The sequence below is a fragment of the Arthrobacter sp. APC 3897 genome (genome assembly GCF_030407495.1).
Lineage (GTDB): Bacteria > Actinomycetota > Actinomycetes > Actinomycetales > Micrococcaceae > Arthrobacter_B.
The window spans coordinates 1-25,458 of the sequence record NZ_JASDDG010000041.1; the positions used below are offsets into that span (position 1 = coordinate 1).

General features: G+C 65.0%; 25 protein-coding genes and 1 pseudogene. 5 read left to right on the forward strand and 21 right to left on the reverse strand.

What is annotated here, in order from left to right:
- Together QMA10_RS16505 and QMA10_RS16510 are read left to right on the forward strand one after the other, a co-directional pair.
- Positions 1–294, forward strand: a pseudogene (locus QMA10_RS16505) (exo-alpha-sialidase); the annotation flags it as partial.
- Between the two features lie 2 nt (positions 295–296).
- Positions 297–590 carry a MoaD/ThiS family protein gene (locus QMA10_RS16510; protein ID WP_290170122.1) on the forward strand — a complete coding sequence of 98 codons (294 nt, stop codon included), beginning with the start codon at positions 297–299 and terminating at the stop codon, positions 588–590.
- 124 nt (positions 591–714) lie between these two features.
- On the opposite strand, the gene QMA10_RS16515 is transcribed toward QMA10_RS16510, so the two are convergent.
- Complete coding sequence (locus tag QMA10_RS16515) at positions 715–1,431, reverse strand: transglycosylase family protein (protein WP_290170125.1); 717 nt, start codon at positions 1,429–1,431, stop codon at positions 715–717.
- A 376-nt stretch (positions 1,432–1,807) separates the two neighbouring features.
- Between QMA10_RS16515 and QMA10_RS16520 the strand changes: the two genes are divergently transcribed.
- Positions 1,808–3,793, forward strand: a complete 1,986-nt coding sequence (locus QMA10_RS16520; RefSeq protein ID WP_290170128.1) for an APC family permease — start codon at positions 1,808–1,810, stop codon at positions 3,791–3,793.
- A 57-nt stretch (positions 3,794–3,850) separates the two neighbouring features.
- Here the strand turns inward: QMA10_RS16520 and QMA10_RS16525 are convergent, their stop codons facing one another.
- The 15 genes from QMA10_RS16525 to QMA10_RS16595 form a co-directional block, all read right to left on the reverse strand.
- Positions 3,851–4,486, reverse strand: coding sequence for a hypothetical protein (locus tag QMA10_RS16525; protein ID WP_290170130.1), 636 nt, complete (start codon positions 4,484–4,486; stop codon positions 3,851–3,853).
- Between the two features lie 86 nt (positions 4,487–4,572).
- Entirely contained in the window at positions 4,573–5,955 is a 1,383-nt protein-coding gene (gene dnaB, locus QMA10_RS16530; protein ID WP_104053439.1) for a replicative DNA helicase, read from the reverse strand.
- 584 nt (positions 5,956–6,539) lie between these two features.
- Positions 6,540–6,989 (reverse strand): 50S ribosomal protein L9, encoded by a 450-nt coding sequence (rplI, locus tag QMA10_RS16535; RefSeq protein WP_290170133.1) that lies wholly within the window; start codon positions 6,987–6,989, stop codon positions 6,540–6,542.
- A gap of 17 nt (positions 6,990–7,006) precedes the next feature.
- Complete coding sequence (gene rpsR / locus QMA10_RS16540; RefSeq protein WP_007269381.1) at positions 7,007–7,246, reverse strand: 30S ribosomal protein S18; 240 nt, start codon at positions 7,244–7,246, stop codon at positions 7,007–7,009.
- A gap of 147 nt (positions 7,247–7,393) precedes the next feature.
- Positions 7,394–7,963, reverse strand: coding sequence for a single-stranded DNA-binding protein (locus tag QMA10_RS16545; protein ID WP_290170145.1), 570 nt, complete (start codon positions 7,961–7,963; stop codon positions 7,394–7,396).
- 33 nt (positions 7,964–7,996) lie between these two features.
- Positions 7,997–8,350, reverse strand: a complete 354-nt coding sequence (gene rpsF, locus QMA10_RS16550) for a 30S ribosomal protein S6 (RefSeq protein ID WP_104053442.1) — start codon at positions 8,348–8,350, stop codon at positions 7,997–7,999.
- Positions 8,351–8,555: 205 nt separating this feature from the next.
- Positions 8,556–9,830 carry a M18 family aminopeptidase gene (locus QMA10_RS16555; RefSeq protein WP_290170147.1) on the reverse strand — a complete coding sequence of 425 codons (1,275 nt, stop codon included), beginning with the start codon at positions 9,828–9,830 and terminating at the stop codon, positions 8,556–8,558.
- Positions 9,831–10,006: 176 nt separating this feature from the next.
- Positions 10,007–10,885 carry an ABC transporter permease gene (locus tag QMA10_RS16560; protein ID WP_290170148.1) on the reverse strand — a complete coding sequence of 293 codons (879 nt, stop codon included), beginning with the start codon at positions 10,883–10,885 and terminating at the stop codon, positions 10,007–10,009.
- Positions 10,882–11,856, reverse strand: a complete 975-nt coding sequence (locus QMA10_RS16565; protein WP_290170151.1) for an ATP-binding cassette domain-containing protein — start codon at positions 11,854–11,856, stop codon at positions 10,882–10,884. The genes QMA10_RS16560 and QMA10_RS16565 overlap by 4 nt, the downstream gene beginning before the upstream one ends.
- 209 nt (positions 11,857–12,065) lie before the next feature.
- Entirely contained in the window at positions 12,066–12,917 is an 852-nt protein-coding gene (locus tag QMA10_RS16570; protein WP_290170153.1) for an ABC transporter permease, read from the reverse strand.
- Positions 12,914–13,867 carry an ATP-binding cassette domain-containing protein gene (locus tag QMA10_RS16575; protein WP_290170154.1) on the reverse strand — a complete coding sequence of 318 codons (954 nt, stop codon included), beginning with the start codon at positions 13,865–13,867 and terminating at the stop codon, positions 12,914–12,916. The genes QMA10_RS16570 and QMA10_RS16575 overlap by 4 nt, the downstream gene beginning before the upstream one ends.
- A 45-nt stretch (positions 13,868–13,912) precedes the next feature.
- Positions 13,913–14,758: an ABC transporter permease gene (locus QMA10_RS16580; protein WP_290170156.1), complete on the reverse strand. Its 846-nt coding sequence runs from the start codon at positions 14,756–14,758 to the stop codon at positions 13,913–13,915.
- Positions 14,755–15,828 carry an ATP-binding cassette domain-containing protein gene (locus QMA10_RS16585; RefSeq protein WP_290170157.1) on the reverse strand — a complete coding sequence of 358 codons (1,074 nt, stop codon included), beginning with the start codon at positions 15,826–15,828 and terminating at the stop codon, positions 14,755–14,757. Before QMA10_RS16585 ends, QMA10_RS16580 begins: the two co-directional genes overlap by 4 nt.
- Before the next feature lie 85 nt (positions 15,829–15,913).
- Complete coding sequence (locus QMA10_RS16590) at positions 15,914–17,125, reverse strand: MFS transporter (RefSeq protein WP_290170159.1); 1,212 nt, start codon at positions 17,123–17,125, stop codon at positions 15,914–15,916.
- A 31-nt stretch (positions 17,126–17,156) separates the two neighbouring features.
- A complete protein-coding gene (locus tag QMA10_RS16595) occupies positions 17,157–18,839 on the reverse strand; it encodes an ATP-binding cassette domain-containing protein (RefSeq protein ID WP_290170160.1) in 1,683 nt (560 codons plus the stop codon).
- A gap of 115 nt (positions 18,840–18,954) precedes the next feature.
- On the opposite strand from QMA10_RS16595, the gene QMA10_RS16600 reads away from it, so the two are divergent.
- A complete protein-coding gene (locus QMA10_RS16600; protein WP_290170162.1) occupies positions 18,955–19,275 on the forward strand; it encodes a putative quinol monooxygenase in 321 nt (106 codons plus the stop codon).
- Between the two features lie 24 nt (positions 19,276–19,299).
- On the opposite strand, the gene QMA10_RS16605 is transcribed toward QMA10_RS16600, so the two are convergent.
- The 5 genes from QMA10_RS16605 to QMA10_RS16625 all read right to left on the reverse strand — a co-directional run bounded on the left by QMA10_RS16605 (position 19,300) and on the right by QMA10_RS16625 (position 24,237).
- On the reverse strand, positions 19,300–19,569 hold the full coding sequence (locus QMA10_RS16605; protein ID WP_290170164.1) for a hypothetical protein: 270 nt from the start codon (positions 19,567–19,569) through the stop codon (positions 19,300–19,302).
- Positions 19,570–19,648: 79 nt separating this feature from the next.
- Positions 19,649–20,956 (reverse strand): hypothetical protein, encoded by a 1,308-nt coding sequence (locus tag QMA10_RS16610; RefSeq protein WP_290170165.1) that lies wholly within the window; start codon positions 20,954–20,956, stop codon positions 19,649–19,651.
- A 110-nt stretch (positions 20,957–21,066) separates the two neighbouring features.
- Positions 21,067–22,509: an NAD(P)/FAD-dependent oxidoreductase gene (locus QMA10_RS16615; protein WP_290170167.1), complete on the reverse strand. Its 1,443-nt coding sequence runs from the start codon at positions 22,507–22,509 to the stop codon at positions 21,067–21,069.
- On the reverse strand, positions 22,506–24,011 hold the full coding sequence (locus QMA10_RS16620; RefSeq protein ID WP_290170169.1) for a glycosyltransferase 87 family protein: 1,506 nt from the start codon (positions 24,009–24,011) through the stop codon (positions 22,506–22,508). Before QMA10_RS16620 ends, QMA10_RS16615 begins: the two co-directional genes overlap by 4 nt.
- A gap of 49 nt (positions 24,012–24,060) precedes the next feature.
- The gene (locus QMA10_RS16625) at positions 24,061–24,237 is read right to left on the reverse strand and encodes a hypothetical protein (RefSeq protein ID WP_290170172.1); all 177 of its coding nucleotides are present in this window, start codon (positions 24,235–24,237) and stop codon (positions 24,061–24,063) included.
- A 205-nt stretch (positions 24,238–24,442) separates the two neighbouring features.
- On the opposite strand from QMA10_RS16625, the gene QMA10_RS16630 reads away from it, so the two are divergent.
- Positions 24,443–25,458 (forward strand): inositol-3-phosphate synthase (locus tag QMA10_RS16630; RefSeq protein WP_290170173.1); only part of this gene is annotated, 1,016 nt, incomplete at its 3' end.

Sequence of the window (25,458 nt, forward strand, 5' to 3'; positions counted from 1 at the left end):
CTGAAGGCCGACGGCGAGCGCATTGCTCCCGACGGGCATTTGGCGGTGTACCGCAGCACAAATGCCGGGGATACCTGGACGCGGCTTGACGAGGGGCTCCCGGAGACGGATTTCAACGCGGTGCTGCGCGATGCCGCTGCTGTGGACAGCGCCGATCCTGCCGGTGTGTACTTCGGCACCCGCGGCGGACAGGTGTTCGGCAGCGCGGACGAAGGGGACACTTTCTCTCTCATCGCCGGCAATCTTCCGGATGTGCTCTGCGTCCGGGCCGGTATTGTCCCGGCGGGATCATAGGGATGACTGCGCCCCTGGTCCGCGTGGTGCTTCCCGCCGCGCTATCGGCCTCCGCCGGGGGTCAGCGCGAGCTCGTCCGCCCTGCGGGCCCGGGACTGACCGCCGCCGCACTGCTGGACGGACTGGCGGCCGACTATCCGCGGCTGGAACGGCGGATCCGGGATGAGGCAGGAAAGCTTCGCCGCTACGTGAACGTGTACCTTGACGGCGAGGAACTGCGTGACCTCAACGGACTGGACAGCCGGGTCCCCCCGGGCTGCGAGGTCTTGATCCTGGCATCCGTGGCCGGCGGCTGACGGCAGCACCTGCCGTCCCCGTCCTGCTTAACGCGCAAGCGCCCCGCCGGTAGCGGGGCGCTTGTGCTGCAGTATGCGGTTCTCCGGTTCGGCAGCGGTGCTGCAGAACCGGGTTAGGCCTTCATTAGGCCGGCAGCTGCAGGACCTGGCCGGTGAAGATCAGGTCGTGGTGGATGATCGAGTCGGCGTTGGCCTGGTACAGGGCCTGCCAGCCGCCTTCGACACCCAGCTTGTCGGCGATGTGGGACAGTGTGTCGCCGGCCTCAATGGTGTAGGTCTCGCCGCTCAGCGCAGGAGCAGGAGCCTGCACCGGCGCAGGCTGCTGGACCTGGGCTTCGGGAAGTACCGGGGTTTCCGGTACAACAGCCTCGGGGGCAACCTGGACTTCAGGCTGAACCGGGGCGGCGACGTATTCCTGAGTGGTCTGCGGAGCGGTGTACTGCTGGGTCTGCTCCGGAACGGTGGTCTGGCTCTGGGTGCTTACCGAGCCGGTTGCGCCGCCGGACAGGCCGAGCTTCGCGGAGCAGGCGGGCCATGCGCCCCAGCCCTGGCCGGCGAGAACGCGCTCTGCCACGGCAATCTGCTGCTCGCGGCTGGCGGAGGCGGGGTCACCCGTTCCGCCGTAAGCTGCCCAGGTGCTCGGCAGGAACTGGAGGCCTCCGGAGAATCCGTTGCCCGTGTTGATGCCCCAGTTACCGCCGCTCTCACACTGTGCCAGTGCATCCCACGTACTTGCGTCGGCAGCCTGGGACGGTGCTGCGGTCAGTGTTACTCCTGCACCTGAGATGGCAGCTACTGCGAGTCCCCGGCGCACGATTCGGCTGATCTTAGACTTGGTCATTGGTCTTGGCTGCTCCTAGGGCCTACCTGCGTTCCACCCTTCCCAGGGCTTCGTTACGCCGTCGCCAACCCCCTTGACGAATAGAGGTCATGGTACGGTGCCTGACGATGTGGCGACGTGAAGGTAGCTCGAGGCACCGAGCGCTGCGGCGGTGCCTGGAACGGCACCCGCCTGTGCCGGGACTTGGACGCCCGGCGGGGTTCACTTTCTTGAACCGTTAACCACGGTAAAGCAAGTCCCCGCAGATAACAAATTGATATCAATCACACCAATTTGGCCGTGATTTGCTTCTGCGCCATCCTAGCGCACGGCGGCGGCCGGCGCCGACCTGCGGCTTGTGGACAGCGTGCCGACGGCGGGTCTAGGGTTTGACCTCGTGCTGACATTCTTCAATGCGCTCAAGCGCATTCTGGTGGGGCGACCGTACGGCAATGAACGGCTGGCGCACACCCTGCTTCCCAAGCGCATCGCACTTCCGGTTTATGCCTCCGATGCCCTCTCGTCCGCAGCTTACGCTCCTGACGAAATTTTGCTCACCCTGGCCCTGGCCGGCGTCACTGCGGTAACGCTCTCACCGTGGGTCGGTCTGGCTGTGATTATTGTCCTACTGACCGTAGTGGCCTCATACCGGCAGAACGTCCATGCCTACCCCTCCGGCGGCGGTGACTATGAGATTGCCAGCACCAATCTGGGCAAACCCGCAGGATTGACCGTTGCTTCGGCACTGCTGGTGGACTATGTACTGACGGTCGCGGTCTCGATGTCCTCGGCCTCGCACTATCTAATAACTGCGGTGCCTGCCCTGAACGGACTCCAGGCACCGATTGCCGCCGTTGGCGTGGCTGTCCTGGTCCTGGTCAACCTGCGCGGCATCCGGGAAGCCGGAGCGGTATTTGCGGTGCCTACCTACGTCTTCATGGCCTCGGTGCTCGGCATGTGCGCCGCGGGCGCGTTTCAGGCAGCCACCGGCAACCTCGCCCAGGCGCCGTCGGCAGGCTTTGACCTGGTGCCGGAATCCGGACTGGACAGCGGGCTGGTGGGGCTGGCCGGCGCGTTCCTGCTGCTGCGGGCTTTTTCATCGGGAGCGGCCGCCCTGACCGGGGTGGAAGCCATCAGCAACGGGGTTCCCACCTTCCGCAAACCCAAAGCCACCAATGCCGCCAGCACCCTGCTGCTGCTGGGCGGAATTGCGGCGGCAATGCTGGCGGGCATCCTGGCGCTGGCCAACGCCACCAATGTCCGTGTCGTACAGGATCCGGCCACCCAGCTGATCTATAACGGCAGCCCTGTGGGATCTGACTACGTCCAGCATCCGGTCATCAGCCAACTGGCGGAAACGATATTCGGCGACGGCAGCCTCGCCTTCTACATCGTGATTGCCGCCACCGGACTGATCCTGGTCTTCGCCTCCAACACCGCGTTCAACGGATTTCCCGTGCTGGCCTCCATACTGGCCAAGGACGGCTTTCTCCCGCGGCAGATGCGCACCCGCGGCGACCGCCTCGCCTTCAGCAACGGCATCGTTTCCCTGGGTTTGGGTGCGCTGGTCCTGATCCTGCTTTTTGACGCCGATGTCACCAGGCTGATCCAGCTCTACATCGTGGGAGTGTTCGTCTCGTTTACTGCCAGCCAGCTGGGCATGATCCGGCACTGGACAGCCCGGCTGCGCACAGAACGGAGCCGGGACGTGCGGCGCGGCATGAAACGCTCACGCGTCATCAACGCCGTCGGGTTCGGCATGACCGCGCTGGTCCTGGTCATTGTCCTGGTCACGAAGTTCACCCACGGCGCCTGGATTGCCCTGCTGGCCATGGGCGTGCTGTACCTGCTGATGTTCCTGATCCGGTCCCACTATGACTCGGTGGCCCGGGAACTGGCGGTGGATGAAGATGCTCAGGGCCTCGCCCTGCCGTCGCGCGTCAATGCCGTGATCCTGGTGTCCAAGGTCCATAAACCCGCGCTGCGGGCGCTGGCCTACGCCCGGGCGTCGCGTCCCTCCAGCCTGAACGCCGTCATTGTGGACATTGATCCGGAAGACACCAAGCGGGTGATGGAGCAGTGGGAGCGGATGCAGATTCCGGTGCCGCTGACCGTACTGTCGTCCCCTTACCGCGAAACCGTGTCGCCCGTGCTGACGTACCTGCGTGAGGCCCGCAGAAATGCTCCCCGCGAACTATTCGTGGTCTATATCCCCGAGTACGTCGTCGGGCGCTGGTGGGAGCAACTGGTGCACAACCAGACCGCACTGCGCATGAAAGCCCGCCTGCACTTTGAGCCGGGCATCATGGTGGCCAGCGTTCCGTGGCAGCTGGCGTCCAGCCGGGACCGGGACGCCACACCTACGGCCGGTTCGGGGCTGTAACACTCCACACCGGGCGCACGGCCCGGCACGCGGCGGGAACCGCTGGTCCGCCGAATCTCAGCCCTCGGCGCCGGGAGCGGGCATTTCCCTCCCCGCGAGGACCGACCGGTAGGCGTAGTCCGTTAGCCGGCCCTCGGCGTGGGCCTGCACCACGGTCTCGAAGGACCGCGGCCCGGATTCCGCGGTATAGGGGAAGTGGATCAGCTCAGCGATCAGCTCCCACTCTTCGGCAATGGTATCGATGAGGTCGCCGGGGGTTTCCTCCGGCCCGGGACCGCCGCCAAGGACAGTCCAGGTTCCCTCCGGAACGCGGTAGGCCTCGAGCCGGTCCAGGTCGGCAATGAGTTCTTCCAGGGAACCATATTCGGTCTGGGCCTCGGGCGGAACGGAACCGTCCGGCGTTGCCAGCTGGCTGACAAAACCTGTTTCAAGCGGGAACACCGACGTCGGAACCGGTTCACCCTCCTCCAGGTATGCAGGCAGCTGGGACGGCATCCAGTACCAGGCGTCACCGTCCAGTGCGCCGCCGGGCTGGCTGCGCTCACTGATCCAACCGCGGGCCGTCAGCAGCGACTCCCCTTCGTCACTGACGAAGGATTCGGTGTTGCCGAAAATCCGGTTCGTTTCATGCTCAGAGCGGCGGGCCTGCTTTTTCTTCGCGGCTGCCTTCTTGCGGGGCTTTGACTTGGGCACGGAACTCCTTGGATACGGCTGGTCTGGGATGGCACCGTGAGCGGCCACGGCGCCGACCGGCAGCACCAATTCTAGTCGCGCGGCGCCTAGAAGCCGGAGCCGCCCTCCACCGCCATGTTGGAGAACCGGGAGTAATGCCCCTGGAAGCCCACCACAATGGTTTTGGTGGGCCCGTTCCGGTGCTTGGCCACAATGACGTCTGCCTCGCCGGCGCGCGGGGATTCCTTGTCATAGATGTCTTCACGGTGCAGCAGGATGACCATGTCGGCGTCCTGCTCGATGGAGCCGGATTCGCGGAGGTCGGACACCATGGGCTTCTTGTCCGTGCGCTGCTCGGAACCTCGGTTCAGCTGGGAGAGCGCAATCACGGGCACTTCCAGCTCCTTGGCCAGCAGTTTCAGGGCACGGGAGAATTCCGAAACTTCCTGCTGGCGGGACTCCACCTTTTTGCCCGAGGACATCAGCTGCAGGTAATCCAGCACCACCAGCTTGAGGTCATGGCGCTGCTTCAGGCGGCGGCACTTGGCCCGGATTTCCATCAGGGACATGTTCGGGCTGTCATCGATGAACAGCGGGGCATCATTCATCCGGCCCATGGTGGTGGCGATCTTGCCCCACTGTTCGTCCTTGATGGTTCCCTTGCGCAGGTCCTGCAGCCCGATGGTTGCCTCAGCGGAAAGCAGGCGCATGGCAATCTCGTTGCGGCCCATTTCCAGCGAGAAGAAGACGGTGGTCATGTTGTTCTTGATAGCCGCGGACCGGGCAAAGTCCAGCGCAAAGGTGGATTTACCGACAGCCGGACGGGCGGCGATGACGATCATCTGGCCGGGATGCAGACCCTGGGTCAGCTCGTCGAGTTCGTAGAAGCCGGTCGGGACACCGGTCATGCCTTCACCGCGGTGGCCGGCGGACTCAATCTCGTCCACCGTGCCTTCGATGATGTCCTTGAGCGGTACGTAGTCCTCCGCCGTGCGGCGCTCCGCGACGGCGTACACCTCCGCCTGGGCCGCGTTGACGATGTCATCGACTTCCATGCCGTCACTGGAATAGCCCAGCTGGACGATCTTGGTGCCGGCGTCCACCAGCCGGCGCAGGACAGCCCGCTCCCGGACAATCTCCGCATAGAATCCAGCGTTGGCAGCCGTGGGAACGGACTGGATGAGCGTGTGCAGGTATGCCGGTCCGCCGATGCGGCCAATCTCACCCCGCTTTGTGAGTTCATCCGACACGGTGACGGCGTCGGCGGGCTCGCCGCGGCCGTACAGGTCGATGATGGCTTCGAAGATGGACTCGTGGGCGGGGCGGTAGAAGTCGATGCCGCGCAAAACCTCAACCACGTCCGCAATGGCATCCTTGGAAAGCATCATGCCGCCCAGCACGGACTGCTCCGCCACCAAATCCTGCGGCGGTGTCCGCGCGAAGTCGGAGCCCGAACTCGATGCCGGTGAGTCAGTATGCGTGAGCGACACTGTGTAACCCTTTCCCAAGGTACTTCTGTGGTGCGATCCCTGCCGGTGGGCAGCTGATTCAGGTCTATCCCGCCGCGGTGACACTTTCATGAGCGGCGGCCACCGTTTCAACGGCGCCGTCCCGGTAACGGGCAGAGGGTCGAATAGGAGGGATTCACCGCAACCGTAGCCCCGAAATCCCCTGCTCCCAAACGAGTTATCCACAGCCCTTGTGGACAAGGTGTTCATAACTCGGCGTGTCTTGTGCACAGGTTGGGCATAAGGGTGTGGATAAAGTATTGATTTCAGCACAAACATGGCTCTGACATGGGAAAACTTCTGTCCACACCTGTGTATAGCGGGTATTTTTTCTAACTTCCATCACCTGGTTTCAGGTTGACAGATGATGAAAACAGGCCTATAGGCCGGAGTTATCCCCCGGAAACGGCGAATTTTCCACAGCCCATATCCACAGACGGGTCCGGGGTTCCTCCACCGAAGGGCACACAAGGCCTGCTGGGCCCTTCGGGCACGCAAAAGCGCCCCCCGCTCATGCGGAGGGCGCTGACGCCCGCACACCCTCAGGGCGTGCTGGTGGCCTGCTGCTAGCTGGCTACGACGTTGAGGTCGATAACAGCAGCAACGTCGTCGTGCAGACGAACGTTAGCCTGGAAGGAGCCAACCGACTTGATGTGGGTCGGCAGTTCAACCTTGCGCTTGTCGATGGTGCCGAGACCGGCAGCCTCAACAGCAGCAGCAACATCGGCAGGCTTGACGGTGCCGAAGAGGCGTCCGGACTCGCCGGCCTTGACGGCCAGGGTGACCGGCTTGGCGGAGAGTGCAGCAGCCTGCTTCTGAGCATCTTCCAGGGAAGCGTGCTCGCGGGCAGCGCGGGCAGCCTTGATGGACTCAACCTGCTTCTCGCCGCCCTTGGTCCAGGTCAGAGCGAAGCCACGGGGCAGAAGGAAGTTACGTGCGTAACCGTCCTTAACCTCGATGACGTCGCCGGCAGCGCCGAGACCGGTTACTTCGTGGGTCAGAATGAGCTTTGCCATGAGTTAGGTTCCTTTCCTTAGCCGCGGCCAGCGCCGGAGTACGGCAGGAGAGCAACTTCACGGGCATTCTTGATTGCCTGTGCAATTTTGCGCTGTTCCTGCACGGATACGCCAGTTACGCGACGGGCGCGGATCTTTCCGCGGTCGGAAATGAACTTGCGCAGCAATGCTACGTCCTTGTAGTCGATGACAGTGATGTCAGCGGCCTTCAAGGGATTGGACTTTGGTTTGGGCTTGCGAAGTTCAGCCTTAGCCATCGTGGAGCTCCTTATGTCTAGTGGAGCCCGTGGATCATTCCACGGGATGGGCTCGACGGCGAATGCCGTCTGAGGTTGCGCCCGAAGGCGCAGGGGTGAAGAGCTGCACGCTTACCAGCGGAAAACGCGCTGCCCTTCGGTTGAGATTTAGAAGGGAGGATCGTTGGAGTCCGGTCCGTTGCCCCAGCCGCCGGAGTTTCCTCCGCCTGCAGGAGCACCCCAGGGATCGTCAGCCGGCGCAGCCTGCTGCTGCTGCTGGCCGCCGCCCCACGCGGGGTTGGAATTGCCGCCGAAGCCGCTGTTTCCGGAGTTTCCGCTGTTACCGCCAAAGCCGCCGCCACCGCCGCCGGAGCGCTGGGTGCGGGTAACCTTCGCGGAAGCGTACCGGAGCGAGGGGCCGATCTCGTCGACCTCAAGCTCCATGACGGTGCGCTTTTCGCCTTCTTTGGTTTCATACGAACGCGACTTCAGGCGGCCCTGGCAAACAACACGCGTCCCCTTGGTCAGGGATTCGGCCACGTTCTCTGCAGCTTCGCGCCACACAGATGCACGGAGGAACAGCGTTTCGCCGTCCTTCCAGTCATTTGATGTGCGGTCGAAGGTCCGCGGAGTCGAGGCAATGGTGAAGTTGGCCACTGCCGAACCTGACGGCGTGAACCGGAGTTCCGGATCATTCGTTAGGTTGCCGACGACGGTAATAGTTGTCTCGCCTGCCATATTGCCTCCTGATATCGGTTTGGTTTGCAGAAATTACTCTGCGGAAACCTTTGCAGCTTCAGCCTTAGCGGCCTTCTTGGCATCCTTCTTCGAGATCTTCTGCTCTTCCGGGCGGATGATCTTGGTGCGCATGATGGTCTCGTTCAGGCTCAGCTGGCGATCCAGTTCAGCAGCAGCTGCCGGCGTTGCAGTGAAGTTAACCACTGCGTAGATGCCTTCAGTCTTCTTCTGGATTTCGTAGGCGAGGCGGCGACGGCCCCAGATGTCGACCTTGTCGATGGTTCCACCATCGTTGCGGACTACATTGAGGAACTTGTCGAGCGAAGGCTCGACTGTACGCTCTTCTACCTCGGGGTCGATGATAACCATCAGTTCATAAGCACGCATTTGTGAACCCACCTCCTTTGGGCTATACGGTCACGGCATTTCCGTAACAGGAGGTTCTTTTGCGTTGTCGTCCCGCCGGCCCTGGGTGACCAGGGGGCAGGAAAAGCGTCGGCAAGGCCGACAGCACAGACTTAGCTAGTCTACCGGACTGCGGCCGGTGCTTCTGACGCCGCATTCCGGAACCGGCATCCGGGGCCGGCCGGTGTCAGCGAATAAAGAACACTTCGCTCACCCGTGCCAGGTAGAACGGATCCTGCACACCGGCCATCTCCCGGGCCGAATGCATGGACAGCAGCGGGATACCAACGTCCACGGTGCGGATCCCCAGACGCGTAGCGGTCAGCGGTCCGATGGTGGACCCGCAGGGCACCGAGTTGTGGGAAACGAACTCCTGGTAGGGAATTCCGGCATCCCGGCACAGGCGGGCCCAGCGGGCGGCACCCGGAGCATCAGTGGTGTAGCGCTGGTTGGCATTGATTTTGAGCAGCGGACCAGCGTTGAGCACGGGATGGTTGGCCGGATCGTGGCGTTCCGCGTAATTGGGATGCACGGCGTGCCCGGCGTCAGCGGAGATGCAGAAGGATGCCGCGAAGGCCTGCTGCCGGTCCGTTTCCGAGGCGCCGAGCCCTGAGGTAATCCGGTTCAATACATCTTCCAGGAAGGGGCCTGCGGCACCGGAGCGGCTTCCGCTGCCCACCTCCTCATGGTCAAAGGCGGCCAGCACGGCGATGGAACCGTCCGTCTTCTTCTCCGCGGCACTAATCAGCGCAGCCAGCCCGGCATGGACCGAGGAGAGGTTATCCAGCCGCCCCGAGGCGAAGAACTCATGCTCTGCACCAAAAGTCCGCGGCTCCTGCGTGTCTGCGGCCACGATGTCGTAGCCGCCGATCTCTTCCGGTGCCAGGCCCGCTTTGGCAGCCAGCAGCCCCACCAGGTCTGCGGCGGAGGGATCTCCCAGCCCCCAGACCGGATTCATGTGCTGCTGCTTGTCCAGCTTCAAACCCTCGTTCACGGCCCGGTCAAGATGAATGGCCAGCTGCGGAAAACGCATCAGCGGGCCGGTCTCGACCAGCCGCTCCTCACCGTCGAAGGTGACCAGACGCCCGGCGAGCTGGAGTTCGCGGTCCAGCCAGGAGTTCAGCAGCGGTCCGCCGTAGACCTCCACTCCGGCCTGCAGCCACCCCAGCCGCCCGGTAGTGGGACGGGGCTTGAGCTTGAAGGACGGGGAGTCGGTGTGGGTGCCGAGGATCGAGAATCCCGTGCCGGCTCCGGCTCCTTCCGGAACGATCCAGGCGATCAGGGCGCCGTCCCGCACCACGAGGTACCTGCCCGGACCGGCAGGCCAGGGCCGGTCTTCGCTGAGCTCGGTGAATCCGGCGGCCGCGAGGCGGCGCGCGCCCTCGCGGGCCGCATGGAAACTTGAGGGAGAGGCGCTGACGAAAGCGCCAAGGTCATGAATGTGATCCAATGCATCAGACATACTCCGATTCAACCAGAGCCTGCTCCGCGCGCGTAATAGATGCCCGAAACCGTGAAGCGCCCGGGGATTAAACACAAAAACTCCCCGCTGTGGAGGAGTTCCCGTGCCCTGAAGAGGGTCCGGGGAAAGAAGCGGCGGCCGTTCTTCCGCCGCCTCCGTCCCCGAAGAGTGTGTCCCTACACGTCGCGGCGTTTGGCCACGAGCAGGGAAATGATGAGCAGCGCCACGGCCCAGGCGGCCATGACGAGCCCGCCCTCCAGCGGGCTGAGCTGCCCGGCGGCCTCGGCCGGGAACATCAGCATCCGGTCTCCGGCGTTGGTGGGCAGGAAGCGGGCGGCGTCCGGAATCCAGTCCGCCAGCCCCTGAATGATGTTCACGATGATGACGGGAAAGACGAAGAACAGGCCGATGGCCGTGACGACGCCGCCGGCGGTGTTGCGCAGGAGCGTGCCAATGGCCATGGAGATCACGGCAATGAACGCCAGGTAGGTTCCGGTGTTCAGGATGGAGCGCAGCACGCCGTCGTCAGTCAGCGCAAAGTCCAGGCCTTCCGAGCTGAGGATGGGCTGGGCAATGAAGTAGGAAATGAATGCGGCTCCGGCGCCCAGGATAAAGGCGATGAGCGCAATGATCAGGTTCTTGGCCAGCAGTGCCGGAATGCGGGTTGGAACGGCCACCATGGTGGAGCGGATCATGCCGGTGCCCCACTCAGAAGCGATCAGCACAACCGCCAATGAGGCGATGAGGAGCTGACCGAAGATGTAGCCGCTGGCCGGTGCCATCAGGGCCTGTTCGCGGAACATTTCCATGCCGCCGCCCATCTGGGCCTGCATTTCCGGAGAAGCGTCCGCCATAAAACCGACCGACACTGCTAATTGCCAGGCATAAAGGGTGCTGAGCCCCACCATGACGACGAGTGTGATGGCCAGGAGGATCACGGTGGACGGCACCGTGGTGACCTTGATCCACTCCGAGCGCAGGATGCGTCCGAAGCTCAGGCCGGAGCCGTCGCGGCTCCGGGCCGGAGCGGGGGTTGGTGCTGTCTGGATGCTCATGCTGACTTTCCTCCGCCGCTGATCAAGGTGGCTTCGGCTGCGGGAACCGGTGCCTCTGGCTGGTCGATGGCCTGTGACTGATACTCGACCTGGTCCCGGGTCAGCTCCATGTAGGCCTCTTCGAGGGAGGACTGCCGGGGCGTCAGTTCATAGATCAGGATCTGACGGGCCAATGCGGCTTCGGCGATGCTGCGCGGATCCCGGCCGGTAATTTCCAGCAGGTCCGGTTCCAGCTGCGTAAAGGTGGTTTCCCGGTTTTCGAGTTCGCGGCGAAGTTCCTCGGGCTGGTCCGTGCGCACCAAGGTGCGGATCTTGTCCTGTCCGGCAATGATCTCGGTGATCGGCGCATCGGCGATGATCCGGCCGCGTCCAATCACGATCAGGTGATCAGCGGTGACGGCCATTTCGCTCATCAGGTGCGAGGACAGGAAGACCGTGCGGCCTTCAGCGGCCAGGCCCTTGGCCAGGTTGCGGACCCAGAGGACACCCTCCGGATCCAGTCCATTGACCGGTTCGTCGAAGATCAGGGTCTGGGGGTCCCCCAGCAGTGCGACGGCGATTCCCAGCCGCTGCCCCATACCCAGTGAGAAGCCGCCCACCCGCCTCTTGGCCACCGGGCCGAGGCCGGTCAGCTCAATAACGTCGTTGACCCTCTTGTTGGAGATGCCGTGGGTGGCGGCCAGCGCGCGCAGGTGGTTGTACGCAGAGCGCTTGGTGTGCACGGCCTTCGCATCCAGCAGTGCGCCGACTTCGTGCAGGGGTGCCTTGTGCCGCGGGTAGGGCTTGCCGTTGACGGTGACGGCGCCGTCGGTGGGACGGTCCAGGCCCACGATCATGCGCATGGTGGTGGATTTGCCGGCGCCGTTCGGGCCGAGAAAGCCGGTGACCTTTCCCGGCTGGACGGTAAAGGAAACGTTGTCGACGGCGGTTTTGGCACCGTAGCGTTTCGAGAGGCTTTGTGCCTCGATCATGGTGATCCTCACATTGGGCGGAATTGCTCTGGGGCGGAATTACATTGCGGTGTAACAAAATCCGGGGGACTTCCCCCACCCTAGAGGAGCACACCGTCCCCGGGCACCGTCCAAGAGGATGATTTCGGTACTTTTCCGGGTCCTCCCGGAGTATGACTCAGGGAGGACCCTGAGCCGGCTTTGCTCCGGCTGCCCCGGAACGTCCCGCGTCAGACGTCCCGTTTCTTGATCACCACGACGGCGGCAGCCAGCAGCACCACGGCCCAGCCGGCCAGAATGAGGCCGCCTTCAGCCTGGTTGAATGCCTCCGGCTGGACCCGCGTGGCCACCAGAGCGGCAGAGGCGCTGCTGGGCAGGAAGCGCTCGGCGTCCACCACCCAGTCCGCCAGGCCGGAGAGCAGCCCGGTGATGATCGGCAGGACAAAAAGTGCTCCAACCAGGGTCACCACTCCCCCGGCCGTACTGCGGAGCAGAGCGCCGATGGCTACGCCCATGACGGCAATCAGGGCCAGTACCGTACCGGTGTTGATGATGGACGGCAGCACCCCGTCCGCGTCCAGCCCGAAATCCAGGTCGGATCCGGACAGTATCGGCTGGGCCGCCAGATAGGTGGCGAAGGCCGCCAGGACACCCAGAATGAAGGAAATAACCGCAGTCACGAGGGTCTTGGCCAGCAGCGCCGGCGTGCGGGTGGGTACGGCCACCATGGTGGAGCGGATCATGCCGGTGGTGTACTCGGAGCCAATCAGCACCACGGCCAGGGCGGCGATCAGCAGCTGGCCGAAGGGCAGCCCGGATGCCGGGATGTCATAGGCCAGGCTCTGCGCTGACGCGCCCAGGCCGCCGGGAGGGCCGGCCGCCGGGTCATTCACCAGCTGTACCGTTCCCCAGGCAACCAGGGCGCCCAGCCCAACCATCACCGCGAAGCTCACTGCCAGCAGGATGACGGTGGAGGGAACCGTGGCGGTCTTGATCATTTCGGAGCGCAGCACCCGGGCAAACGTCACGCGGCCGGCACCGGAGCTTCGGGGTTCCTGCGCTGCAGGTGCTGCGGTGCTCATGGCTGCCGTCCTTCCTCGTCCGGCGCAGAACCGGCAGGGGCGCTCATGTGCTGTGACCGGTATTCCACCTCGCCTCCGGTCAATTCCATGTAGGCGTCCTCCAGGGAGACCTGCTGCGGGGTGAGTTCGGTGATGAGGAGCCCCCGGGAAAAGGCTGCTTCAGCAATGCTGCGGGTGCTCAGCCCGAGAATCTCCAGCTGGTCCGCTTCCTGTCTGCGCACTTCCACCCCCGGCGATCCGAGGGCGGCCGCCAGGGCACCGGCGTCGTCGGTGCGCACGAGGACACGCTCCTGCTGGCTTCCGGCCAGCACTTCCCCAATGGGGGCATCGGCCAGGATCCGGCCGCGGCCAATCACGATCAGGTGATCGGCGGTCACTGCCATCTCGCTCATCAGGTGGGAGGAGATGAAGACGGTACGGCCTTCAGCTGCAAGTCCCCGGGCCAGGAAGCGCACCCATTTCACGCCTTCGGGATCCAGTCCGTTGACGGGCTCATCCAGGATCAGGGTGTGCGGGTCCCCCAGCAGTGCGACGGCGATGCCCAGCCGCTGCCCCATGCCCAGCGAGTACCCGCCAACCTTCTTCCGCGCCGCTGAACCAAGTCCCGTGAGTTCGATGACTTCGTTAACGCGGGCAGGGGGAATGCCTTCGGTCGCGGCCAGGGCCCGCAGATGGTTGTAGGCGGTGCGTTTGGGATGGACCGCCTTCGCTTCGAGCAGGGCACCCACCTCGTGCAGGGGGGACCGGTGCCCGGCGTACGGCTTTCCATTGACGATCACCGTTCCGCCGGTGGGATGGTCCAACCCCACGATCATCCGCATGGTGGTTGATTTTCCGGCGCCGTTCGGGCCGAGGAATCCGGTGACCTTGCCCGGCGGGACCGTAAAGGTAAGGCCGTCGACGGCGGTTTTGTCGCCAAAGCGCTTGGTGAGTTCGTGTGCCTCAATCATGGTGTTTCCTCACACTTGGTGTCTCCATCTTGGGGCCCGCGGTTCCTAGCGGGAACTCACCGACTCAAACTTCCGCACGGCAAGCGGAACAAAAATGAGCAGCATTGCCGCCGATCCGATCAGCACCGTGGCCACTGCGTGCTGCATGGGCCACGTGTCGGGCACCGGAGTGGTCCCCAGGTTTCCGAACAGTTCGCGCACCGCCTGGACCAGGGCTGACACGGGGTTCCAGTCCGCGAAAATGCGCAGCGGCGCGGGCAGCGTGGAGCTTTGCACAAACGCATTGGAAATAAACGTGAGGGGAAACAGGATCATGAACGAGGCATTGTTGATGGTTTCGGGTGTGCGGACGGTCATGCCCAGCAGTGCCATCACCCAGCTGAAGGAATAGGAGAAGAGCAGCAGAAGCCCCACGGCCGCCAGGAAGGATGCGAAGGACGTGTTGACCCGCCAGCCCACCAGCAGCCCCGTGCCCATCATGATCAGCACCGAAATCGCGTTGAGCGCCAGGTCCGAGTTGGTCCGTCCGATCAACACTGCGGAGGGGCTCATGGGCAGGGTGCGGAACCGGTCAATAATGCCTTCTTTCAGGTCCTGGGCCATGGCGGCACCGGAGAAGGTGGATCCGAAGACCACCGTCTGTGCAAAGATCCCGGCCATCAGGTACTGCGTGTAGTCCGTGCCGGCAACGTTGATGGACCCGCCGTACACCTGGCTGAACAGCAGCACGAACATAACCGGCTGCAGGACGGCGAAGATGATCATGTCCGGCGAGCGTTTGATCTTGATCAGGTTGCGCCTGGTGACTGTCCAGCCGTCAGCGGCCCAGTTGGCCGCGGCCGAGTTGCCGCGGGCGGCAGTTGCAGGAAGCCTGGCTGCGGCGGCACTCATCGGCGGACCCCTTCCCCGTGCCGGGCTGATTTGCCCTGTCCGTCAACGGCGGACGGGTCCCGGGGATCCTGGTCCTCTTCGGCCGGCCGGCCGGTCAGCTGCAGGAACACATCATCGAGGGTGGGCCGCCGGATTCCGGCGTCGTGCAGTCCAACGTCCCGGCTTTGAAGGTCCGCCAGGACCAGCTGCAGTGACGCCGGACCGTTCTGCACCGCCACCTCCAGGGTCCGGCCGTCATCAGCGGTGTGGGGGGCTCCGGATCCGTGCCGGGCGAGTATTTCCCGCGCCGCGGCGGCGTCGTTCCCGTCCATCAGGGCCACCGCAACGCTGTGGCCGCCGATCCGGGATTTCAGCTGGTCCGAGGTCCCCTCGGCGATCACTGCTCCGCGGTCGATCACAGCCACGGAATCGGCCAGCTGGTCCGCTTCCTCCAGATACTGAGTGGTCAGGAGGAGGGTGGTGCCGGCGGCAACGAGGTCCTTGATGACCTGCCACAGGGCCAGGCGGCTGCGCGGGTCCAGCCCCGTGGTTGGTTCGTCCAGGAACAGCACCCGGGGACTGTTGACCAGGGCGCCTGCCAGGTCCAGGCGGCGGCGCATCCCGCCGGAATAACCTTTCACCGGCCGGTTGCCGGCATCCGTCAGTTCGAACATGTCGATCAATTCTGCGGCCCGTGTCCGGGCCTCCTTGGCGGACAGATGGTAGAGCCTGCCCACCATCCGCAGGTTTTCCTGACCGGTGAGGTTTTCATCCACGGCGGCGTACTGGCCGGAGACGCCGATGATGCGGCGCACCTCCTTGGGCTCGGCCAGCACATCGATCCCGTCAATGCTCAGGGTGCCGGCATCGGGCTTGATCAGGGTGGTGAGGACTTTGACCGCAGTGGTTTTCCCGGCCCCGTTGGGGCCCAGCAGTGCCATGACGGTCCCCTCCGGAACGGAGATATCCAGTCCGTCCAGCGCGCGGACGGGACCCGATTTGGAGGAGTAGACCTTCGTGACTCCGTGCGCCCGGATCAGTCCCTGGACGGCACCGGGCCGCCCCGAAGAAGAAATGGGGGTAGTGGACATCGTCCGAAGGTAAACCGCGGGGTCCGCGGACGGAACCCCTATTGCGGACAGGTCCGGTCCGCTGGAACAACCCCGCCGGGTCCGGTCAGGGTTCGACCGAAACCTTTTTCTGTTCGGCGGCCGCAGGGGCAAAGATGATGGACAGCAGCATGGCGGCAGCCACCACGAGCAGGGAATTGCGGATTCCCCAGTGCTCACCCAGGAAACCCAGGACGGGCGGGCCCACGAAGAAGGCGGAGTAGCCGATGGTGGACACCACGGAGACCCTGGCTGCGGCGTGCGCCGGGTCTTCTCCGGCGGCGGACATCCCCGTCGGGAAGCCCAGGGCTGCGCCGATCCCCCACAGCACCGCGCCAAGCGCAGCCAACGGCAGGTTGGGTGCCAGCACAAAGAGCAGCAGGCCCACCAGGGAGGCGCTCATACACATCCGCAGCGCCGGAACCCTGCCCACCCGGTCAATCAGACGGGCACCAAACCAGCGGGTCAGAGTCATTGCGGCCACAAAGACGGCGAACATCACGGCGCCGGCGGATTCACTGGTTCCCAGCCCGTCCACGGTCGCCTTGGCCACCCAGTCATTGGCGGCACCCTCGGTCAGCGCGGCCCCCAGGACCACGACGCCGATGAGCAGCGTGCGTCCCTCCTTCCAGGCGCCGAAGCGGGACGGCTTCACGTCCGTGCCCGGCTCGCCGGAAACGTGGGGCGCGTGGGAAACCTGCAGGAAGTTGCGCGGCACAATCAGCACCACAACGCTGACAATGGTCAGGATCGCGAGCAGATGCAGGGACAGCGAAACGCCGAGGGCTGAAAGGCCGGCACCGATCAGGGCACCCACAAAGGACCCGGCGGAGAACGCACCGTGGAACTTGGGCATGATGTTGCGGCGAAGCCGGCGTTCCACATCAGCGCCTTCGAGGTTCATCGCAACGTCCCAGCCGGCAATGCCCACTCCGAAGACCAGCAGGCCTCCGGCGGTCAGCGGGACGGAGCCCAGATAGAGGCCGGCAGCGATGATCAGGGAAGCGGCCGACGACGTGATTCCGCCGGCGCGCACGGTGCCGGCGGTGCCGATCCGCTGCGCCACCGAGCCGGCCAGCGGAAGTGCCGTGACCGAGCCGATCGCTGAAAACAGCAGCAGGATGCCGACTCCGGCGGCTCCGATGCCCAGGTCCTGGGCGGCGGCCGGAATGCGGGCCGCCCAGCTGGCAAAGACGAGGCCGTTGAGGCCGAACACCACGAAGACGGCGACGAGTGCCTTGTTGAGGGCTGTGTCGTGGAGATCGTTGGTTTCTTTCACGGCACTATTGTCCCCTATGCGGCCGACGCGCCTACCGAGCCCGAACCACCCGCTGCTCGTCCCAGACCGGGGTCTCGGATTCATAGACCTTGCCGTTGGAACCGAACACCAGGAAGCGGTCGAAGCTGCGGGCGAACCAGCGGTCGTGGGTGACGGCGAGAACGGTTCCTTCGAACGCTTCGATGGCCTTTTCCAGGGCTTCAGCGGAATGCAGGTCCAGGTTATCGGTGGGCTCGTCCAGCAGCAGCAGGGTGGCACCGGAAAGTTCCAGCAGCAGGATCTGCAGCCGGGCCTGCTGTCCGCCGGAAAGCGAGTCGTATTTCTGCTCGGAAGACGCCGCCAGGCCGTAGCGGTCCAGGGCTCCGGCGGCGGCCTCGCGGCCGAGCCCGGAACGGTGTTCATCACCGCGGTGCAGGATGTCCAGCAGGGTTTTCCCGAGCAGGTCCGGACGCATCATGGTCTGGGCGAAGAATCCGGGGCGAATCCGGGCACCGAGCTTGACCGAGCCCTCGTGCGGAACGGGAGAAATCTCCACCTCGGACACCGGCTCGTGTTCCTTGTCCGGATCGGTGCCGCCCAGGGCCAGCAGGCGCAGGAAGTGGGACTTGCCGGAGCCGTTGGACCCGAGCACACCCACCCGGTCGCCGAACCAGATTTCCGTGCTGAACGGCTTCATCAGGCCGCTCAGCTCCAGTTTCTGCGCAACGACGGCACGCTTGGCAGTGCGTCCGCCGCGCAGGCGCATCTTGACGTTCTGCTCAATTGGCAGGGCCTCGGGCGGTCCGGCTTCGAGGAACTTGGCCAGCCGGGTCTGGGCGGCCTGGTACCGGTTGGCCATGTCGGAGCGGAACGCCGCCTTGTTCTTGTACATGTTCACGAGCTCTTTGAGCTTGAGATGCTCCTCGTCCCAGCGCCGGCGCAGTTCCTCGAACCGGGCGTTTCGGTCTTCCCGCGCCGTGACATAGCTGCTGAAGCCGCCGCCGTGGATCCAGGCCGAGGCACCGTTGATGCCCGGTTCCAGGGTGACGATGCGGGTGGCTGCGTTGTCGAGCAGTTCCCGGTCGTGGCTGACGAACAGCACGGATTTTCGGGATTCCGCCAGCTTGGCTTCCAGCCAGCGCTTGCCGGGAACGTCCAGGTAGTTGTCCGGTTCGTCCAGCAGGAGCAGTTCATCGGGGCCGGAGAACAGTGCCTCCAGGACCAGCCGCTTCTGTTCGCCTCCGGAGAGGGTGGAGGCCTTGCGGTACTGGGCGCGGTCAAACGGCATGCCCAGGGCCGCCATGGTGACTTCGTCCCAGACGGTTTCCTGCTCGTAGCCCCCGGCGTCTCCCCAGTCGGCTATTGCGGTGGCATAGCGCATCTGGGTGGGCTCGTCGTCGTGCTCCATCATGGCCAGCTCCGCGTCGTCCACGGCTCTGGCTGCAGCGGCAAGCGCCGGCGGGGCGGCGGAGACCAGCAGGTCCCGGACCGTGCTGTCATCGCGGACCTGTCCCACGAACTGGCGCATGATGCCCATGGATCCGGATTTGGAGACGGTGCCCTCGTCAGCCTTGATGTCCTCGGCGATGATGCGCAGCAGGGTGGTCTTTCCGGTGCCGTTAGGACCGATCAGGGCCGTCTTATGCCCGTCCCCCACCTTGAAGCTGACGCTGTTGAGCAGCTGCCGCCCGTCGGAGAGGAAATAGTCAATGTTGGATACGTCGAGGTGTGCCACGCTTCCATCCTCCCATCCCGGCCGGGATGGACAGCCGCGGCCCTGACGTGCCTACGATGAAGGCCGCGTGTCTCCGCCCGGGACACTGCCGGAAATATACCGCTAAGGAGCGAAGATGATCTTCATTACCGTCAAATTCAACGTCAAGCCGGAATGGGTGGAGCGGTGGCCGGAACTGACCGCCGATTTCACCGCAGCCACCCGTGCGGAGCCCGGCAACCTGTGGTTCGACTGGTCGCGCAGCCTGGAAAACCCCAATGAGTTTGTGCTCGTGGAAGCGTTCAAGGATGACGCCGCCGAGGCTCACGTGGGCAGCGACCACTTCCAGCAGGCCATGAAGGACATGGTCCAGGCACTGGTTGAGACGCCGAAGATCATCAACACGGTCATCGAGGGTGAAGACTGGTCCCGGATGGGTGAGCTGACAGTCGAGTAGTTGCCGGCTGCGGGCCGGCGGGACCTACTTGGTATCCAGCGTGTATCCGGCCCGGGTCAGCATTTTGCGCAGGTCCACAACGGTCTGCTCGTCAATGTCCTTGCCCCGCGGAGGCTCCAGATAGTCGGTTTCACCGGCTAGGGTCACTTCATACTTCCCGTTGTGTTCCCGCGTGGTGTCGGCGACGGCCTCCAGCAGGGAGCGGACTCTTTTCCACTCGATGTTGGAACTGGCGGGATGCCGCAGGATCTGGTCCAGCGTGTCCCGGTGGTGGTTGTTCAGGTGCACGGTCATCGGTAAACCTCCTGGTTCCAGTTGCCCATGCCGGGGTCCTGAGCGCAAGGGACGCAGCCCGTGTCCGGGGCGGCCGGCCTCAGTTCCCCGAGGAACCGGTGAGGAATGCAGCCGTCCTCCGGGGCACCAGGTGCGCCAGATGGGGGGCCAGGGTCCGTGAGCCCGCTTCGATCACCAATCCCCAGCCGGCCATGACCAGGAACGTCCACCAGGCGGGGCCGGCAATTCCGGCTCCCGGTCCGAAACTGCTGCCCCCGGCAGCCCCCTGTCCCGCCGCCACGATGCTGAGAACTGACAGCATTCCGCCCATCAGGCCGAAAACCACCGGCAGGGTCAGCCAGGAACCCGCCCGGGACGGCTCCTCCCCGTCGCGGTTCCGGCTGAGGAACCACAGGATGGACGCCGCCGCGGCCAGCAGCAGCACCAGAACTGCGACGGCGGCACTGACCCCAACGGGCAGGTTGCCCACGGTCAGCGGGAAGGTTCCCGGCAGTGACAGTCCCAGGTTCGCCACTGCGGACAAATGGCCGGCGGCGAAAGCCCAGGCCGACGCCGTCGGCAGCCAGAGCGGTGCGGCGAAGGCCACCGCAGCGCCGCCGTGGATCAGGGCCAGGATGAGCAGTGCCGAACCGATGACCGAGGTGTAGGCCAGATAGTGGAACCCGGCCAGGCGCAGCGCGGGCCGAAGCCCCGGCAGTGCTGCTTCAGCCCGCCTGAACCAGCGAAGCCCCGTGCCTGCCTCGCGTGCCCGTCCCGCCCAGCTGGCCACGGTCCCCAGCAGGACGGAGCCGGCCACCAGGCTGGGTGAGGCAGCGGTCAGGAATGCGGCACCGGTGTCAGTGTTGCCGCGCAGGGAAACCATCAGGCTCAGCAGCACGGAGAAAGCGGCAAGCGCCAGGCCTGTGATCCCGGCATAGAGCCAGCGGGCGCCGTCGGATTCCAGTGCGCTGTTCCGTTCCGCCCTGCGGCCAAGACGCCAGAGAGCTGCGGTTGCCGCGGCGGTCAGCAGCAGGGGAAGAACCCCCACCCACACGCTGACCAGAGGGGCCCCGAAGTCCGGAACAGTGGAGGAGACGGTCAGGACCGTTGTTCCGCCCAGCGCCATCGCGGCCAGGAAAAACGGATAGATAGCCAGGGCCGAGGGTCCGTCAAGCCGGGCACCCATGCTGCCGGCCGAATCATTCATGGCGTTCAGGGCGCCTGCCCCGCCCAGGAAGAAGCCCAGGACCAGCAGCGCCATGGTCACCAGGGCGGCGCCCAGGGTCAGGCCGTAGGCAATCAGTGCCGACTCCACTGCCAGCCACCAGCGCGGGCTTCGGCGCACGGCTGCTGGAGTCGGAACGAGGGTGTCCGGATTCGCCGGCTCCCCGTTGTCCTGGTTGTGCATGGTCCATTCCCCCTGCAGAGCGTGAGCGGGGTTCCGCTGGATTTAAACATACAAGCTTCAGGCCGTATCCCCTTTCCCGCACCCTTCCCCCCGGCGGGGAATCCGGCCCTTTAGCTGTTCACACCAAGGTCCGGCATCGGCAGGCCGTGCCGGCGCAGTGCCAGCCCGGCGGCGTGAAAACCGCCCATGCCGTGGACCCCGGGCCCCGGCGGAGTGGACGCCGAACACAGATAGGTCCCAGGAAGCGGTGTTTGCCAGGGGTTCACGGCCGGCACGGGCCGCGCCGCCATCTGCCGCAGGTTCACGGCGCCGCCGCCAAAGTCACCGCCCACGTAGTTCTCGTTGTAGCGCTCCAGGTCCGCCGCCGTCGTCGCCTGCGAGCGCACGATTACGTCGCGGAAACCGGGTGCGAAGCGCTCAATCTGCGTGGTGACGGCTTCGGTCATGTCCACCGCGGAACCGGCAGGAACGTGGCAGTAGGTCCACAGGATGTGGCGGCCCGCCGGTGCCCGGGTGGAATCAAAGCTGCTGGGCTGGGACAGCAGGACGTAGGGCTTATCCGGGTGTTTTCCTGCGGCAACCTGCGCCTCCGCAGCGGCAAGTTCGGCGCGGCGTCCGCCCAGGTGCACCGTTCCGGCCCGTCCCACGTCCCGGTTGGCCCACGGCACCGGACCGGAAAGGATGAAGTCCACCTTGCAGGCTGCGTTGCCGTACCGGAACCGTTCCAGCGCTTTCGCGTACCGTCCCGGCAGTTCCGGACCGGCGAGCTCCAGCAGGGTCCGCGGGGACACATCCAGCAGCACGGTCCCGGTGCCACGGACCTCTCCGAGCGAAGACACCCGGTGGTCAGTGACCAGTTCGCCGCCGTGGGCCTGCAGGTCCGTCACCATGGCATCGGCAATCGCCTGGGATCCCCTCTCAGGCACCGGCCAGCCCACCGTGTGGGCAAGCAGGGACAGGAGCAGGCCGCCGCCGGCCGAAGGCAGTGAGGGCATGCGTCCCACCGGATGGGCGGCAACACCGGTGAGCAGGGCCGGCGCCTTGTCGGCGGTAAACCGCCGGTTCCACAACGCCGTTCCCTGGTCCAGGGCGGCGCGGCCGAACGCCAGTGCCGCACCCGGTTGCCGGTAGCCCCGGATCAGCGGGGACATCAGCAGTTCGGTGATGGCTTCGCTGCGCTGCACCAGCGGGGACATCAGCTTCCGAAAGGCGGGCCCGTCCGTTCCCAGTGCCGCCACAGTGCGTTCCAGGTCCCTGTAGGCCAGCCCGGCGTCGCCTCCGTCCAGCGGATGGGCATAAGAGATTTCCGGCACGGTGAGCCTGATCCGGTCCGCCAGTTCAAACCGGCGGAAAAACGGGGACGCCAGGGCCATGGGGTGCACCGCCGAGCACACGTCGTACAAGTGGCCGGGCTCCAGCAATTCCTTGGTGCGGCTACCGCCGCCGGCCGTTGGCCCTGCTTCGAAAACCCGTACCGAAAGCCCTGCACGGGCCATAATGACGGCGGCCGCCAGACCGTTTGGCCCGGCGCCGACCACCGAGACATCGGTCATGGTGTTCCTGCTTTCTTTGGAGTGGATACCTGAGTGCCGGGTTCCTCCGGCACCGTGCCGCGGGTCTTGAAGTGCAGCCGGAACCGGTCCGGTGCGTGGTTGAAGGGCCCGCCCTGCGGATCATCGATGTTCAGGCGGCGCACCGGGTCCCGGGCCGGCACCAGGATGTCCCTGACCACCTGGGCCATCAGCCAGGCCGTGGCCAGCGTGTGGCCGGCCACGGCCCACACATAGTAGGCGGCGTCGATGTTGTTCTGGGCGGGGCCGCCGGAGGTTTGGGCGCCCAGATACATCCAGATGGCCCACCAGTGGAGCACTTCGAAGAACTGCCAGATCAAAAAGTCCCGCCACCGGGGGCGGGCCAGCGCTACCAGCGGAATCAGCCACAGGACAAACTGGGGGGAATACACCTTGTTGGTCAGGATGAAGGCGGCGACAATCAGGAACGCCAGCTGGGCCAGCCGGGGCCGCCGCGGTGCGGCAAGTCCCAGCACAGCAATGCCCGCGCAGGCCGCAGCGAACAGGAAATAGGCCCAGAAATTGATAAACCCTGACTCCGCCTGAGGCTGCCCCCACCGCTCCGCCAGCACGTTCCAGGCAAACCACACGGAGGAATATCCTGCCGGCCGGTCCCCGGTGAAGGTCAGGAAAAACTTCCAGCCGGTGAAGTCGGCAACCATGAACGGCACGTTCACCGCCAGCCACGCGGCCGCGGCCGCACCCGCCGCCTGGAACGCCGGGCGGAGCCGCCCGGTCCGCAGCGCCAGGACCAGCACGGCGCCGAGGATCAGCACCGGATAGAGTTTCAGCGCCGTTCCCAGGCCCAGCAGCACACCGGCGAGCACCGGGTGGCTGCGCGCAAAAGCCAGCATGCCCAGCGCCGCCAGCAGCACGGCCCAAATGTCCCAGTTAATGAACACCGAGAGGATCATTGCCGGGGCCAGCGCCACCATGGCGGCGTCCCACGGCCTTCGGTTGGCCATCCGCAGGGTCGCGATGACGGTACCGATCCAGGCCAGGACGGCCAGGACGGCGTTGATGTCGAAGTAGGCCAGTGCACGGTCCTGTGGACCGCCGCCGGGAACGAGCAGCGCCACGGCTCCGGCAAGCAGTCCCAGCAGCACCGGGTACTCGAAACCGTGCCCCGGGCTCAGGAAGGGAAAGACGCCGTCGGCCAGGCCGCGGGAATCGAACAGGACGGGCCAGTCCGAGTAGCAGGCCTGATAAAAGTGGGCCGGGGCCGCCCAGCCGCCGGTGCGGCAAGGCATCTTCACCAGCACCGCCAACAGAGCTGCTGCCGTGGTGAGCAGGATCAGGACCCGCTCCACGGTAAAGAACCCCGGTGTCACGATGCCCGGGGCGGTATGGCGGCCCAGCGGACCGCCAATGCCCTCGGTGAGCTTCCGCAGCAGCGGGTCGTTGCGGCTGGGCACCACTATTCGCAGCGGCCGGCGCCTGGGCTTGGGCTTGGGCTTGGGCTTGGGCTTGGGCTTGGGCTCCATGGTTACCAGTATGCCGCCGGTGCCTGCCGCACGCTGCCGAGCCGCGCGGCTAGCGGGCCCGGTCCCTCCGGACGCGCTGAACCGACCGGACCACGACGAGGATGAAAACTCCCAGGAAAAGGGCCACTGCGGCAGGAACGCCTACAGCCGGCGGGATGGGCGTATTCCAGGCGAGGATCAGCAGCGCGGCAACCAGGATTACCGTCATTCCGGGTTTGCGTTTCATGCCTCGAAACTAACACGGGCATCATTGCGCCTTTTGGTCCACCGTGATCCCGGGGTTCGGGACCAACCGGGGATGGGACGTCAGGGCCCCCATCCTTCCGGGCTTGTGATGCCACACACATAACCGCGGGTTTGAGGCCGTAGACTGGGCCGGTCCTGCCGCGTCCGGAGCGGCAAGCAAAAATTGTTGTCTTCAAAGGAGAACCGTGGCAAAGAACCCCATTCGGGTCGCAATCGTCGGTGTCGGAAACTGCGCAGCATCGCTGGTCCAGGGCGTCCAGTACTATCGCGACGCCGACCCTGGACTGACCGTTCCCGGTCTCATGCACGTGAAGTTCGGCGACTACCACGTCAATGACGTGCAGTTCGTGGCGGCGTTCGACGTCGACAGCAAGAAGGTCGGGCTGGACCTGGCCGATGCCATTGGCGCCAGCGAGAACAACACCATCAAAATTGCCGAGGTTCCCGACACAGGCGTCAGCGTGCAGCGCGGCCACACCCTGGACGGCCTGGGCAAGTACTACCGCGAAACCATCGTTGAATCCGATGACGAGCCGGTGGATATTGTTGCCGAGCTGCGGAACAACAAGGTCGACGTCTTGGTCTGCTACCTGCCCGTGGGTTCCGAGCAGGCCGCCAAGTTCTACGCCCAGTGCGCCATTGACGCCGGGGTTGCCTTCGTGAATGCGCTGCCCGTGTTCATTGCCGGCACCAAGGAGTGGGCCGACAAGTTCACGGCCGCCGGAGTTCCCATCATCGGCGACGACATCAAGAGCCAAATCGGTGCCACCATCACGCACCGCGTGATGGCCAAGCTGTTCGAGGACCGCGGCGTGGTCCTGGACCGCACTTACCAGCTGAACGTCGGCGGCAACATGGACTTCAAGAACATGCTGGAGCGCGAGCGGCTGGAGTCCAAGAAGATCTCCAAGACGCAGGCCGTCACCTCCAATACCTCCGCCGATTTGAAGGCCGACGACGTCCACATCGGTCCCTCGGACTACGTTGCCTGGCTCGATGACCGCAAGTGGGCCTTTGTCCGGCTGGAAGGGCGCAACTTCGGCGACGCCCCGGTGTCGCTGGAATACAAGCTCGAGGTTTGGGACTCCCCCAACTCCGCCGGTGTCATCATCGACGCCATCCGGGCAGCGAAGATTGCGCTGGACCGCGGCGTCGGCGGACCGATCCTTTCGGCGTCCAGCTATTTCATGAAGAGCCCGCC